Raw genomic sequence first — 14,131 nt, 5'->3', positions numbered from 1 at the left:
ATTGGTTTAATGTATATTTAAGCTTTTTGAATTGTAATCGTCCATGAAGCATCGTCTAATTGTTCGTAATTCGTTACGGGGTAACCTTGCTCTGCTGCCCAATTAGGTAATGCTTCTGTTGCTTGTGTACAATCGAAGTCAATTTTTAATTCTTCACCATTGTCTAATGTATTCATTTTCTTTTGTGCTTCTATTAATGGAAATGGACAAACCATTCCAACTGTACCTAATTCATGTACCATATCGTATTACCTCCATTTTAATTATGATGTTTGCGTTTGTGATGAAACTTTCGTGTTTGAAGTTTGGCTTTGTGCTTTTTTCATTGGTCTAATAAATACAAAATAACTCATTGTCCATGCGCCTAATATCATTGAAGCAAGTGCAATCCAGCCTTTCCATGACATTGTCGCTGTCTCAACTAAACCATTCCCTATAGAGCAACCACCTGCTACAGATGCACCAAATCCCATTAACACACCGCCTATAATACTATTGCGTATTGTTTTTTTATCCGGTAATCTCCATTTAAACTCTTTAGCACCTTTAGCCGCAATATAAGAGCCAAAGAATATACCTAGAACCAGGAAGACACCCCAGTCCAATAATTTCAAGTCACCCGTTACAAAAAATTGTACCAAGTTTGCAGAAGGTGTTGTAATACCTAAACCATACATTCTACCAGTTGATTCACTCACTGGCCATGCGAGCAATGCGATAAGTCCTACTGCGATTGCTGCCACAAATGGGTGATATTTTTTCTCAAATAAATAATGACGTATACCTGTGAATTTTTGCTTTAATTTAGGTACTGCAAATTTTGGTTTTGGTTTACGTAATGTTTTTACTACGAAGAATAAAGTGATTACTATGAGTACAATTACGAAAACCCAGGTTGGAATACCTGTTGTTTGTGACATACTCGTATTTACATTAGTAGGTTTATTTAAACCGTTCATTAATGGTAGTAATAAACCAAATTTTGTTGTGGCGGAAGTAAAAGCATAAGCAATTAACGCCATCCAACTACCGATTAGTCCTTCACCAGCTCTATACCATGTTCCTGTAGCACAGCCACCTGCCATAATAATACCTAATCCAAAAATAAATGATCCAATCACTGTACCAATGATAGGATATGTTGACTCTGGTATTTCAACTAATCCTGTTGAAGTTAATAGCAATAAGCCAATACTTTGTACAGAAATCGCAATTAATAAGGCGTAAAACATTTTGTTACTCTTTTGAATATACATATCCCTAAATCCACCAGCTAGACAAAATCGTGTTCGCTGCATAACAAACCCCAATAGAGCGCCTACGACCAGTCCACTGATAATTAACCATGTCATATCATAACCTCTTTCCCGATAAAATCAATAAGATTAATAATATTAGATTTCGTATAAAATTTCAACCTTACAGTTTCACGAAAATTTATTTTAAAAATCAGCTAGCTTTTAAAATAATTAACAACTCGAAGACAAATAAAAAACTAGCTTTCCATAAATACTTTGTCCACATGGTTATCACATGCCGTATTTATCAAAAACTAGTTCATTACATTTTATTTATGACTATAATTCTTCATAAAGAATAATAAAGATTGCAGTTCTATACCCAAATCAATGTGATGTACTTGTACATCGGATGGCGTTTGTACACGACTAGGCGTAAAGTTCAATATACCTTTAACGCCTGCTTTCACTAATGTATCAGCAACCTTCTGAGCCGCTTCCTCAGGCGTTGTCAGAATAACGACATCTATCTGTTCATGCGATAGTATGTCTGTAATTTTTTCAAATGGACTAACTGTCACTTTCCCTATTTGTGTACCAATGACCTCTTCTCGAATATCAAATGCTTCTGTTATTGTCATTTCATCATGTATTGAGAAGTTATATGTTAATAATGCTTTACCTAAGTTCCCTACACCTACAATTGCAATCTTAATTTCATCGTTTTCGCTTATTTCGTTTTTAAAAAAATGTAATAAGCTATCTATATTATAGCCGTAACCCTTTTTACCTAATTCACCAAAATATGAAAAATCCCTACGTATCGTTGCAGAATCAATGTTTAAGCCTTCACTAATTGCTTTTGAATTAACTCTGTCTATACCTTTTGATTTTAATGTATTGACGAATCTATAATATAACGGTAAACGTTTCAATGTAGCACGAGGAATCTTTTCGCTTTGATTAGCCAAGATCATTTCCCCCTATTTCAATGTCTAATACTGTATAATCTTATAATCACTACAACATTATACATGAATGCATCATAAAAATAAACAATGATAGTTTTAACCACAGCGTGAATACTGTAGAATGATAATTGAATAGAGAGGTGCAAATCGGATGATATTATTACAACTTAATGATTTAACAAAGTCATTCGACGGTGAAGATATTTTTAACAATGTGGATTTCGAAGTCAAAACGGGCGAACGTATTGGAATTGTCGGACGTAATGGAGCTGGAAAATCAACATTAATGAAAATAATCGCTGGCGTCGAAGGGTATGATAGTGGTTATGTATCTAAAAGTAAAAATTTAAAACTTGGTTACTTAACACAACAAATGACCTTAGACACAAATCAAACTGTATTTGAAGAAATGTCTAAGACATTTGAAGCAATGAAAAAATTAGAACTAGAAATGAAAAAAGAAACGGATTGGCTTGCACAACATGCCAATGAATACGATACAGAAGCATATAAAATACATATTGATCGTTATGAGTCATTATCAAACACATTTGAACAACAAGATGGCTATCAATATGAAAGTAAAATTAAAACGGTGCTACATGGCTTAAACTTCACTGAATCAGATTTTAATAGACCCATTAATGATTTTAGTGGTGGTCAAAAGACCCGACTATCTTTAGCACAAATGTTACTAAGTGAACCAGATTTATTATTACTCGATGAGCCTACCAACCATTTAGACATGGAAACAACTCAATGGCTAGAAAGTTATTTGAATTATTTTAACGGGGCCATTGTAATCATCAGTCACGATAGATACTTCTTAGATAAAATTGTCACTCAAATATATGATGTAGCACTCGGTGATGTACAACACTATGTAGGAAACTATGCACAATTCATAGAACAACGAGATAAGTATTACGAAAAGCGCATGCAAGCCTATGAAAGTCAACAAGCTGAAATCAAACGCTTAGAAACATTCGTAGAAAAAAACATTGCGCGTGCCTCTACGACTGGGATGGCAAAAAGTCGTCGCAAAAAGTTAGATAAAATCGATCGCATTAATAAACCTATGATTGATGCTAAAAGTACAAATATTCAATTTGATTTCGACCGTAATACAGGTAATGACGTATTCCATATAAAAAATCTAGAGATTGGGTACAATACACCTATTACAAAAGGGATTAATATCGAAGTTACAAAGGGTGATCATATCGCTATTATTGGCCCGAATGGTATAGGTAAATCAACTTTAATTAAAACCATCGCTGGTCTACATGATCAATTAGGCGGCGAAGTCACAACGGGTGCCAATTTAAAAATAGGTTACTATGATCAAAAGCAAGCTGAATTTAAATCAAATAAAACGATCTTAGATTATTTATGGGATCAATACCCTACTATGAATGAAAAAGATATCAGAGCTGTTTTAGGTCGTTTCCTATTCGTTCAAGAAGATGTAAAAAAAATTATTAATGATTTATCTGGTGGAGAAAAAGCACGACTGCAACTCGCTTTATTAATGTTAGAACGTAATAATGTACTCATATTAGATGAGCCTACCAACCATCTAGATATTGATTCTAAAGAGATGTTAGAACAAGCTTTGGATAATTTTAAGGGCACAATTCTTTTTGTTTCACATGACCGTTATTTCATTAATCAACTAGCTAATAAAGTATATGATTTAAATTATGACGGTGGCACGATGTATTTAGGTGATTATCAATACTTCATTGAAAAAGTAGAAGAGCAAGCAGCAATACAAGCGAAAAAAGACTCAGAGAATCCTACTTCACCTGAAATAGAAGCATCAACAACTAATTCTTATATTGATCAGAAAGCTCAGAAACGTGAACAACGTCAAATCGAACGCCAAATTGAAACTTGTGAAGCGGATATTGAGCAATTTGAAGCGCAAATTAATGAAATCAATGAGCAGCTCACATTACCTGATGTATATTCAAACCCTGAAAAAGCGAATGATTTAGCAATATCCAAACAACATACCGAACAAAAATTAGAACAGGTTATGTCTGAATGGGCAGAATTACAAGAAAAGTTAATTTAAACGCTCATCCCATTAAAAAATGAAAGTAGAATTTTCTACTTTCATTTTTTTATTTCATGATTCATCACCAAAACTATTCACACAAAAAAACTTATGATAAAAGCTATCCACAAAGTTATCCTAGTTATCCACAAGTAAAATGTAATGTTTATTTCTATATAAAATTCAGAATTCAATCCCTATCCACACCATTTGCACCGACTTATCCACAAGTTGCGCACTATTTGTTGATAAGTACGCACGTTCCCTATTGACATCATTTTCGTCTCATGTAGTCATAGACAAATCTAGTTTGTGAAACAAATGAGACAATGTCATAATGAACAAGTACAAATTTAAGTTATTGAAAGGAAGTTTTGTAACTATGCCTGCAATTTTATGGTTTATTATTGCATTGATATTAGCCTCCCTATTATTAACGATCATCATGCCTATCATTGAAAATAAAAAATTAATGACAAAGATAAAAATGTTATGGTCAGCACAACGACCATTAGAATCATTCATTAGACCAAATCATAATTATAGTTATCAATTCGATACATATAAGCATAAGCATGATAGCGATGAACTACTCGATGATAAAACCTGGTCCGATTTAAATTTAGATAGTGTGTTCCAAAATATGAATTTTAATTTTACAGCAATTGGTGAAATGAGACTTTTTGCTACATTAAGACAGATGTTTGAAGTAAATAATCAGTCACTCATACATCACTTTAAATCGGATAGTCATTTTAGAAATCAACTGTCATTGCACTTAGCACAAATCGGAAAATCTATTTATCCAATTTTTCCTGATCAAATTGCATTTATAAAACGAAATCACTTTTATATGATTTGTACATATATCCCTATTGTAGGTTTACTTTTATCTTTCATATCACCAAGTGTTGGAATCCCATTAATCATCATTGCTTGTATTTATAATATGATTTTGAGTGGTTTCTTAAAACGGACATTTGAGCAAGATTTAAATTCAATGTTCTATACATCTAATGTTATTAAAAAAGCATATGCAATTCAGCAACTTGAACAAACACCTAGTTTAGATGTTAATTTCAAACATTTTACGACAGCACGTCGTTTTAGTGGAATACTCGGGCGCGTGAATACGAATGATGAAACTTCAATTTTCTCAATGCTTTTTAAATTAATATTTATGTTGGATTACCATTTGTTCCATTTAATTCAAAATAGTTTTAAAACATACGAAGATGAAGTAATGGCCTGTTATGATTATGTAGCAAGTATCGATAATCATTATGCCGTTGCTTTATGGCAAGAAACATTAGATGACTATACCATACCTGAACCATCACAGAATGACTCGATTATATTTGAAAATTTAACCCATCCGCTCATCTCTGATGCAGTACCTAATTCCTTAACGGTAGATCAACATATTTTATTAACTGGTTCTAATGCTTCAGGCAAATCAACATTTATGAAAGCCGTCGCTTTGAATATTGTGTTATCTCAAACAATTCATACTGCAACAGCGCATAAATTTATTTACAAACCAGGGCTTGTTTATACTTCAATGGTTAATCAAGATGATATTTTATCTGGAGATAGTTACTTCATGAGTGAAGTTAAATCGATTAAACGCCTTTTCGATATTCAATCACATAAAAAGATATATGTATTTATTGATGAAATTTTCAAGGGCACCAATACAACGGAACGGATTGCAGCATCAGAATCCGTATTAACTTATTTAAATCATTTACAATCTTTTAGAATCATTGCAGCTACACACGATATTGAGTTATCCACTTTATTAGAAGATACTTATTCAAATTATCATTTTAATGAATCCATCACAGATAATGAAATCTCTTTTGATTTTAAAATTAAAGCAGGCAAAGCTGATACCAGAAATGCGATTGAATTATTACGCATAATGGAATTTCCAAATCATGTTTACCATCGTGCTAAAGCTAAAGCAAATCATAATAATTAAAAATAGGAGCATATGACGTAATCAAAAATCACTTTGATTACATGATATGCTCCATTACTTAAAAAACACTTATTGAATATTAAGCGTATTTTATAATTTGATATACGACTTATTCTGCATTAATCATCCATGTAATACCGAATGGATCGTTGAACATACCATAAAATTCAGACCATTGCGTAGCACCTAATGGCATCGTCACTTCACAACCAGCTTCAACAGCTTTATCAAAAAATGCTTGAGCAGCTGCTTTATCCGCTTCATTACTATGGTCAAAAGTAAATGTCACGATGACACCACTATTATCAATCTTTTTATTTTTCCACGTGTCACTACAATAAAATCTTTCTCCAAGTATTTCAAAAGATGCATTCATCGTAAAATCTGGAGGTACTTGAAATTCTTCAGGCATATCATTAAACATCTCATTGTCTCCGCTAACACGTTGAATATTTGTTGCTCCTAAATGTTTTTCGTAAAAATTTAATGCTGCTAAGCTATTTTGAAAATTGAAATATTGTACAGCTTTCATTTTATTTCTCCTCCTTTAAAAATCTTCATCTCAAAAAATTTTATGTTGTTCAATTAATCTAAAATACCTATACCCTTATTTCATTTGTTTAAATTTAACTTACTAACAAAAAAACTGAGATATAAATATCTCAGTTCTTTTATTATTTTATGATTCAATTGAACATTGTTCAATATCCATATGATTGTAACCATTTAATGCCATATCTGCAGTCACACCAGCTTTAAATAAATAATAACCTGCAGCGCCTATCATTGCTGCATTATCTGTACATAGTTTAGGACTAGGTATGGATAAATTGATGTCATTTGACTCACATGCGGATGCTAAATGCGCTCTTAATCCTTTATTACTTGCAACACCACCAGCTACTATAAGTTGATTCACGTTATAATTTTTACATGCCGCTATTGTTTTACCAACCAATACTTCAACGACACTATTTTGAAAACTTGTAGCTACGTTTGCTTCATTTATTGCTTCACCTTTTTGGCGTAAGTTATGCAATTTATTAATTACTGCACTTTTTAAACCACTAAAGCTAAAATCATAACTGTTTTTATCTAACCATACTCTAGGGAAATCGTAACTATCCTCACCATGAGCCGCTAAATTATCTACTTGAGGTCCCCCCGGATAACTTAATCCAATGGTTCTCGCTACTTTATCATACGCCTCACCAACAGCGTCATCTCGCGTTTCACCGATCACTTCAAAGCTCAAATGATTTTTCATATAAACTAATTCAGTATGTCCCCCTGAAACAATCAGTGCGATTAAAGGGAACTGTAATGGCTTTTCTAGATGATTCGCATAAACATGACCAGCAATATGATGAACTGGAATTAATGGTTTATCATAAGCAAATGCAAGTGCTTTTGCAGCATTAATCCCTACCAATAATGCACCTATCAAGCCAGGTCCTTGTGTTACAGCCACTGCATCAATATCATTCATTGTAGTATTGGCACTGTTTAATGCCTCATCAATGGTTGTCGTAATCCCTTCAACATGATGTCTGCTTGCTACCTCAGGGACAACACCGCCAAATCGTTTATGACTCTCAATTTGACTTAATACGATATTACTAAGTATGTTTTTTCCATTTTCAATAATGCTAACACTTGTTTCATCACAGCTTGATTCTATCGCTAATATCAATGTTGTTTCACTCATTTAAATTCACCCACATCACTATTGCATCCTCACCTTCACCATAATAATTTTTACGTTTTCCTCCATATTGAAAACCTAAATTCGTATACACATGTTGTGCTACATCGTTATCAACTCGTACTTCTAAACTCATCACGTCACATTTTGTCTGCACGTAATTCATAGCATACTTAAGCAATAACTGTCCTAACCCGTATCCTCTATATGTTTCATCAATGGCAATTGTGGTAATTTGTGCTTGATCTATAACTAACCAAATTCCGATATAACCAATAATTTTTTCATTAAATTCTATAACAAAATAATGAGCAAATTCATTTTGCTCTACTTCGTGATAAAATGCATCAATTGACCAACTACTATCATTAAAACTATTTCTTTCAATATCAAATACTTGTGGCACATCATTTAAACCCATTAAACGAATATTTAATTCTTGTTCTGTTGGTCTAACCAATTTCTCTCTGCCTCTGATATTTTAATATAGTTGGGTTTGAATTGATGAATTTCAGTTGGATGATCAATCAGTGCTTTCATTTCTTTTGCTTTTGGCAAATTAGGTATGCAGTCATGGTTTAATAAATCAGCTAATTTTTCTGTATCTGCCCCTACAAATTTAAAAGGTTCACCTTGTTTATATAGCAATTCCTTTAACATTGTAATCGAAAGATACTGATCTTCAATCAATTGTACTAAATGTCCATTTTGATAGTGATATACACCTGAATAAACTGCTTCTCGTCTTGCGTCAAAGACAGGTACAATTAAAATGTTTTCTTCCTTTACTGTAGCTGCTAAGGCTTTTAATGAGGACACACCGTATAACTTCGTATTAAGTGCATATGCCAATGTTTTAGCTACAGTCACACCTATTCTTAAGCCAGTATAAGATCCTGGACCTTCCGCAACAATAATTGCATCAAGTTCCTTTTTATCTAATTGACTTTCTTCTAATATATTAGCAATTGCTGGCATCAATTGAACAGAATGGTTCTTTTTTTCATTTGTATTAAACTCACTTAGTACTTTATCATCTTGCATAATAGCAACAGATAAAGGCTGATTAGATGTATCAATCAGTAGATAATTCACGCAAAATCGACTCCTTAATATCTATATAATGCTTTCCAATAGCGTTCAATTCTATGGTTCTTTCTGTAGGGCTTATAGCTTTAATATCTAGTGTTAGTGACGTTACAGGAAGGTATTCTGAAATAAATTGACTCCACTCTATTAATACAATCGCTTGATCTTCAAAATATTCATCAAAGCCTAAATCTTCTTCCGTATTTTCTAATCTATAGCAATCCATATGGTGTAATTTCAGATGACTACCTTGATAAGATTTTATGATATTAAAAGTAGGAGAATTAATATTTCTCTTCACGCCCAATGCTTTGCCTATAAACTGACTTAACGTTGTCTTACCCGCACCTAAATCACCATTTAACAAAATCACATCACCAGCGGATAAATATTTTGTTAAAATGCCAGCAAATGTTTCCATATCTTCTAAATTTTTAATTTTTATCATTGGCCTCTCCTTTTTAAAGCAACTTCACAATTTATTGTGAATAGTTGCTTTTATGCATGAGCTTTTGCTCAAGTATTCTGCTAACATGATTTGGTTAGCGACATTTATGCATGAGCTTCAGCTCAGGTATTCCTTCATTAAATTTATTGTGCGTAGCTGATTTTCTTATTTAATATGAGTTAGCTTATGAATAGCCTTGTCATTTACTAACGGTTTTATATATATCTTAAAATTAACTACTCTAGTTTAACAAATTTTTCCATATAATACTTCAAAGTGAAACAAGTTCCTTTAATTTTGAAATATTTGAATTGACAGAAAAATAAAAAAAGTTATTGACACAACCCATTTGATGTAGTAAATTTAATTTATCAAATTTTTAGACATTTCAAACAAATCAGAAAAAATAAACCATTCTATCGAGAGGAGTATAATAAAATGACCAAACATACAACGCAAGCTCAACCAACAACTTCAAATATTTTAGTCATTTTATTATGCTCATAGGACTGGAACTTTAGTAAAGAAACTACTAAACGTTTAAGTCCTTATTCTAGTTGAATGGGACTTTAAAGTGTCCCAATAAATTATTGGGACACTTTTTTTATTTTCAATTTTATGGGGGAATTAAATATGAGAAGTGACATGATCAAAAAAGGAGATCAACAAGCACCAGCAAGAAGTCTTTTACATGCAACGGGTGCATTAGAAAAACCAACAGATATGAACAAGCCATTCGTGGCAATTTGTAACTCATATATTGATATTGTCCCTGGACACGTACATCTTAGAGAATTAGCAGACATAGCTAAAGAAGCCATTCGTGAAGCTGGTGCGATTCCCTTTGAATTTGACACAATCGGTGTAGATGATGGTATTGCAATGGGCCATATTGGAATGAGATATTCTCTACCATCTAGAGAAATCATAGCTGATGCAGCTGAAACAGTTATTAATGCACATTGGTTTGATGGTGTATTCTACATCCCAAATTGCGATAAAATTACACCAGGCATGTTATTAGCATCTGTTCGTACCAATGTACCAGCTATCTTTTGTTCGGGTGGTCCAATGAAAGCCGGTTTATCTTCAGAAGGTAAAGCTTTAACACTTTCTTCAATGTTCGAAGCAGTTGGTGCATTTAAAGATGGATCTATTTCAAAAGATGAATTTTTAGATATGGAACAAAATGCTTGTCCAACTTGTGGTTCATGTTCTGGTATGTTTACTGCGAATTCAATGAACTGTTTAATGGAAGTGTTAGGGTTAGCCCTTCCATATAATGGTACTGCACTTGCAGTAAGTGACCAACGTAGAGAAATGATTAGAGAAGCTGCATTCAAACTAGTAGATAATATTAAAAACGATCTTAAACCAAAAGATATTGTAACCCGAGAAGCAATTGACGATGCTTTTGCATTAGACATGGCCATGGGTGGTTCAACCAATACTGTACTGCATACACTTGCTATCGCAAATGAAGCAGGTATTGATTATGATTTAACAAGAATTAATGAAATTGCTAAGAAAACACCATATCTTTCAAAAATAGCACCAAGCTCATCCTATTCAATGCATGATGTACATGAAGCTGGTGGTGTTCCAGCTATCATAAACGAATTATTTAAAAAAGAAGGTACATTGCATCCAGATAGAATTACAGCTACAGGTAAAACATTACGTGAAAACAATGAAGATAAAGAAATCTTAAATAGTGATGTTATAAGACATTTAGATAATCCATATGATAAACAAGGTGGACTTTCCATCCTTTATGGAAATATCGCTCCCAAAGGTGCTGTTATAAAAGTTGGTGGTGTAGACCCTTCCATTAAAGTCTTTAAAGGTAAAGCAATTTGTTTTGACTCACATGACGAAGCTGTCGAAGCGATTGATAACCATGATGTTCGTGAAGGTCACGTAGTTGTTATCCGATATGAAGGCCCTAAAGGTGGTCCAGGGATGCCAGAAATGTTAGCCCCTACTTCATCCATTGTAGGACGAGGCTTAGGAAAAGATGTAGCGCTTATCACAGATGGAAGATTTTCAGGTGCTACACGTGGTATTGCTGTTGGTCATATATCACCAGAAGCTGCAGCAGGTGGTCCAATTGGATTAATAGATGACGGAGATGAAATAACGATTGATTTAACGAACCGTACATTAGATGTCAATGTTTCAACTGAAGAATTAGACGCTAGAAAGCAAAACGTAAAACCATTTAAAGCAAAAGTAAAAACAGGTTATCTTGCGCGTTACACTGCATTAGTAACAAGTGCTAATACAGGGGGTATCATGCAAGTACCAGAAAATCTCATTTAAGGAGTGAGCATTATGTCTAAACAAACGGAAACACTTGAAAATGAATTGTCAGAAAATTTTGATTCTTTAGAAGCAGCTGAAGCCGTTGAACCTGAGGTAGAGTTAGAACAACAAACAATAGATGAGATGAAATCCGGGTCAGAATTGTTAGTAGAATCACTTGCAAATGAGAACGTAGACTTTATCTTTGGGTATCCGGGTGGTGCAGTACTCCCCCTTTACGACACATTTTATGATGGGAAAATTGAACATATCTTAGCAAGACATGAACAAGGTGCTACACACGCAGCTGAAGGGTATGCAAGAGTATCCGGTAATACAGGCGTTGTTGTCGTAACAAGCGGGCCAGGAGCAACCAATGCAATTACAGGTATTGCTGATGCTTATAGTGACTCATTGCCACTTGTTGTCATCACTGGTCAAGTCGCTACACCTGGTATTGGTAAAGATGCTTTCCAAGAAGCTGATTTACTTTCAATGACAACACCAATAACAAAACACAATTATCAAGTGAAAAATGTAAACGACATCCCTACTATCATTCATGAAGCGTTTCATATCGCCAATACTGGTAGAAAAGGTCCAGTTGTAATTGATTTTCCAAAAGATATGGGGATCTTATCAACAAACGCACAAGTAACAGAAGAATTAGAATTACCAGGTTATTCCGTACCAAATCAACCTAAAAAAGAAGAAATTCAAAAACTACGTGATTATTTAAAAAGTGCTAAAAAGCCTGTTGTACTTTCAGGTGCAGGTATTAATCATGCCAAAGCCAATAAAGTATTTACTGAATTTGTAAATAGACATCAATTACCTGTCGTTAGTACGCTATTAGGTCTCGGTGCTATACCATATGAACATCCCCTATTTTTAGGTATGGGTGGTATGCACGGCTCATATGCCAGCAATATGGCATTAACGGATTGCGATTTACTCATTAACTTTGGTAGTCGGTTTGACGATAGATTAGCAAGTGATCCAGAATCATTTGCACCAAATGCCAAAATAGTACATGTGGACATCGACGCATCTGAAATAAATAAAATCATCAAAGTAGATTTAGGTATCGTTGCTGACTGTAAAGCAACTTTAGAAGCATTATTAGATTTCGATAGTTATTCAATTAGACATGATGACTGGTTAGAAACTTGTAATGAAAATAAAGCTAAACAACCTTTTGCATATAAAGAAGATGAGGACGGCGTATTTTCTAAACCTCAAAGAACGGTTGAATATATTGGTGAAATTACACAAGGTGACGCCGTAGTAACTACCGATGTCGGACAACATCAAATGTGGGTTGCCCAATTCTTTCCATTTAAAAATCATGGTCAATTAGTAACAAGTGGTGGTCTCGGCACAATGGGATTTGGTATCCCTGCTGCTATTGGAGCAAAACTTGCAGCACCTGATAAAACAGTCGTTGCCTTTGTTGGTGATGGTGGATTCCAAATGACAAACCAAGAAATGGCCATTTTAGAAGAATACAACCTTGATATCAAGATTGTCATTATTAACAACGGTACACTCGGCATGGTTAAGCAATGGCAGGATAAATTCTTTAATAAACGTTTCTCTCACTCAGTATTTAATGGCCAACCAGACTTTTTGAAATTAGCTGAAGCTTACAACGTGAAAGGTTACTTAGTTGAAAATCCAAGCCAATTAGAACAACAGTTAGATGCAGCTTTTCAACATGAAGGACCTGCACTCATTGATGTACGTATTTCACCTATTGAACCTGTATCACCAATGGTACCAAGCGGCAAAGCTAATCATGAAATGGAGGGTCTATTATGAGAAGGACTTTTAGAACAAAAGTAAGAGATAAAGCTGGGACGTTAAATCGCTTAACAAGTATCTTCGTCCGTAGACAGTTTAACATCGTGACATTGTCAGCGACTCCAACTTTAGAAGAAGGTATTTCGGACATTACTTTTGTAGCAGAAGTACCTGATAGAGATGTGTTACGTAATCTACTTCAACAACTAGAAAAACAAATAAACATTATTGATGTTGAAGACATTACTGAAAGTAACACTTACAACAGAGAGTTGGTGCTAGTGAAATTAAAAACACCGACGAATCAGCAAGATTTACAAAATGTAATCAAACCATATGATGCGCTAGTCTCTATATTAAAACATGAAGCACCTTTTACGTATCTTCAAGCTTCAGGCCCACAATATACAATGGACAACTTATTAGATGATCTATCATCATATGAAATTGAACAAGTTTCTAGAACTGGTTCAGCAGCATTAGTTTAACAAAGCTTCAACTATACTTAATTACAAAAATGGAGGATT

At 33.8% G+C, this 14,131-nt stretch carries 13 protein-coding genes; 5 read left to right on the top strand and 8 right to left on the bottom strand.

All coding sequences use genetic code 11. The features are described 5' to 3' along the window. Positions 1 to 17: 17 nt before the first annotated feature. The 3 genes from M1D64_RS04255 to M1D64_RS04245 all read right to left on the bottom strand — a co-directional run bounded on the left by M1D64_RS04255 (position 18) and on the right by M1D64_RS04245 (position 2,215). Complete coding sequence (locus M1D64_RS04255; protein ID WP_002482777.1) at positions 18 to 242, bottom strand: sulfurtransferase TusA family protein; 225 nt, start codon at positions 240 to 242, stop codon at positions 18 to 20. 21 nt (positions 243 to 263) lie between these two features. Beyond that, positions 264 to 1,352, bottom strand: coding sequence for a YeeE/YedE family protein (locus tag M1D64_RS04250; RefSeq protein ID WP_075340050.1), 1,089 nt, complete (start codon positions 1,350 to 1,352; stop codon positions 264 to 266). A 215-nt stretch (positions 1,353 to 1,567) separates the two neighbouring features. Next, positions 1,568 to 2,215, bottom strand: a complete 648-nt coding sequence (locus tag M1D64_RS04245; RefSeq protein WP_002482775.1) for a redox-sensing transcriptional repressor Rex — start codon at positions 2,213 to 2,215, stop codon at positions 1,568 to 1,570. A 145-nt stretch (positions 2,216 to 2,360) separates the two neighbouring features. Between M1D64_RS04245 and M1D64_RS04240 the strand changes: the two genes are divergently transcribed. Then, entirely contained in the window at positions 2,361 to 4,289 is a 1,929-nt protein-coding gene (locus M1D64_RS04240) for an ABC-F family ATP-binding cassette domain-containing protein (protein ID WP_115338434.1), read from the top strand. Between the two features lie 364 nt (positions 4,290 to 4,653). Next, entirely contained in the window at positions 4,654 to 6,255 is a 1,602-nt protein-coding gene (locus M1D64_RS04235) for a MutS-related protein (protein ID WP_069838089.1), read from the top strand. A gap of 109 nt (positions 6,256 to 6,364) precedes the next feature. Here M1D64_RS04235 and M1D64_RS04230 read toward each other — a convergent pair whose 3' ends face one another. The 5 genes from M1D64_RS04230 to tsaE form a co-directional block, all read right to left on the bottom strand. After that, on the bottom strand, positions 6,365 to 6,787 hold the full coding sequence (locus M1D64_RS04230) for a VOC family protein (RefSeq protein WP_129320920.1): 423 nt from the start codon (positions 6,785 to 6,787) through the stop codon (positions 6,365 to 6,367). 147 nt (positions 6,788 to 6,934) lie between these two features. Continuing rightward, positions 6,935 to 7,963, bottom strand: a complete 1,029-nt coding sequence (gene tsaD, locus M1D64_RS04225; protein ID WP_002482771.1) for a tRNA (adenosine(37)-N6)-threonylcarbamoyltransferase complex transferase subunit TsaD — start codon at positions 7,961 to 7,963, stop codon at positions 6,935 to 6,937. Further along, positions 7,956 to 8,420, bottom strand: coding sequence for a ribosomal protein S18-alanine N-acetyltransferase (gene rimI / locus M1D64_RS04220; RefSeq protein WP_002482770.1), 465 nt, complete (start codon positions 8,418 to 8,420; stop codon positions 7,956 to 7,958). The genes tsaD and rimI overlap by 8 nt, the downstream gene beginning before the upstream one ends. After that, positions 8,393 to 9,055 (bottom strand): tRNA (adenosine(37)-N6)-threonylcarbamoyltransferase complex dimerization subunit type 1 TsaB, encoded by a 663-nt coding sequence (gene tsaB / locus M1D64_RS04215; protein WP_041079878.1) that lies wholly within the window; start codon positions 9,053 to 9,055, stop codon positions 8,393 to 8,395. The genes rimI and tsaB overlap by 28 nt, the downstream gene beginning before the upstream one ends. Further along, positions 9,036 to 9,497 carry a tRNA (adenosine(37)-N6)-threonylcarbamoyltransferase complex ATPase subunit type 1 TsaE gene (gene tsaE / locus M1D64_RS04210; RefSeq protein ID WP_041079879.1) on the bottom strand — a complete coding sequence of 154 codons (462 nt, stop codon included), beginning with the start codon at positions 9,495 to 9,497 and terminating at the stop codon, positions 9,036 to 9,038. Before tsaE ends, tsaB begins: the two co-directional genes overlap by 20 nt. A gap of 633 nt (positions 9,498 to 10,130) precedes the next feature. Here tsaE and ilvD point away from each other — a divergent pair. Genes ilvD through ilvN form a run of 3 tightly spaced genes read left to right on the top strand, consistent with a single transcriptional unit; the run spans position 10,131 to position 14,092 of the window. Then, a complete protein-coding gene (ilvD, locus tag M1D64_RS04205) occupies positions 10,131 to 11,819 on the top strand; it encodes a dihydroxy-acid dehydratase (protein WP_037538073.1) in 1,689 nt (562 codons plus the stop codon). A gap of 12 nt (positions 11,820 to 11,831) precedes the next feature. Further along, on the top strand, positions 11,832 to 13,622 hold the full coding sequence (ilvB, locus tag M1D64_RS04200) for a biosynthetic-type acetolactate synthase large subunit (RefSeq protein ID WP_270892612.1): 1,791 nt from the start codon (positions 11,832 to 11,834) through the stop codon (positions 13,620 to 13,622). Beyond that, entirely contained in the window at positions 13,619 to 14,092 is a 474-nt protein-coding gene (gene ilvN, locus M1D64_RS04195; RefSeq protein ID WP_002482765.1) for an acetolactate synthase small subunit, read from the top strand. Before ilvB ends, ilvN begins: the two co-directional genes overlap by 4 nt. Positions 14,093 to 14,131: the final 39 nt, after the last annotated feature.

This window comes from Staphylococcus sp. Z5-21 (assembly GCF_056529615.1).
This window is presented reverse-complemented; position numbering and strand designations above follow the sequence as displayed.

Bases quoted from the DNA above. Each gene is read 5' to 3' on its own strand.
- M1D64_RS04255 (WP_002482777.1), bottom strand. From the start codon at position 242: ATGGTACATGAATTAGGTACAGTTGGAATGGTTTGTCCATTTCCATTA.
- M1D64_RS04250 (WP_075340050.1), bottom strand. From the start codon at position 1,352: ATGACATGGTTAATTATCAGTGGACTGGTCGTAGGCGCTCTATTGGGG.
- M1D64_RS04245 (WP_002482775.1), bottom strand. From the start codon at position 2,215: ATGATCTTGGCTAATCAAAGCGAAAAGATTCCTCGTGCTACATTGAAA.
- M1D64_RS04240 (WP_115338434.1), top strand. From the start codon at position 2,361: ATGATATTATTACAACTTAATGATTTAACAAAGTCATTCGACGGTGAA.
- M1D64_RS04235 (WP_069838089.1), top strand. From the start codon at position 4,654: ATGCCTGCAATTTTATGGTTTATTATTGCATTGATATTAGCCTCCCTA.
- M1D64_RS04230 (WP_129320920.1), bottom strand. From the start codon at position 6,787: ATGAAAGCTGTACAATATTTCAATTTTCAAAATAGCTTAGCAGCATTA.
- tsaD (WP_002482771.1), bottom strand. From the start codon at position 7,963: ATGAGTGAAACAACATTGATATTAGCGATAGAATCAAGCTGTGATGAA.
- tsaE (WP_041079879.1), bottom strand. From the start codon at position 9,497: ATGATAAAAATTAAAAATTTAGAAGATATGGAAACATTTGCTGGCATT.
- ilvD (WP_037538073.1), top strand. From the start codon at position 10,131: ATGAGAAGTGACATGATCAAAAAAGGAGATCAACAAGCACCAGCAAGA.
- ilvB (WP_270892612.1), top strand. From the start codon at position 11,832: ATGTCTAAACAAACGGAAACACTTGAAAATGAATTGTCAGAAAATTTT.
- ilvN (WP_002482765.1), top strand. From the start codon at position 13,619: ATGAGAAGGACTTTTAGAACAAAAGTAAGAGATAAAGCTGGGACGTTA.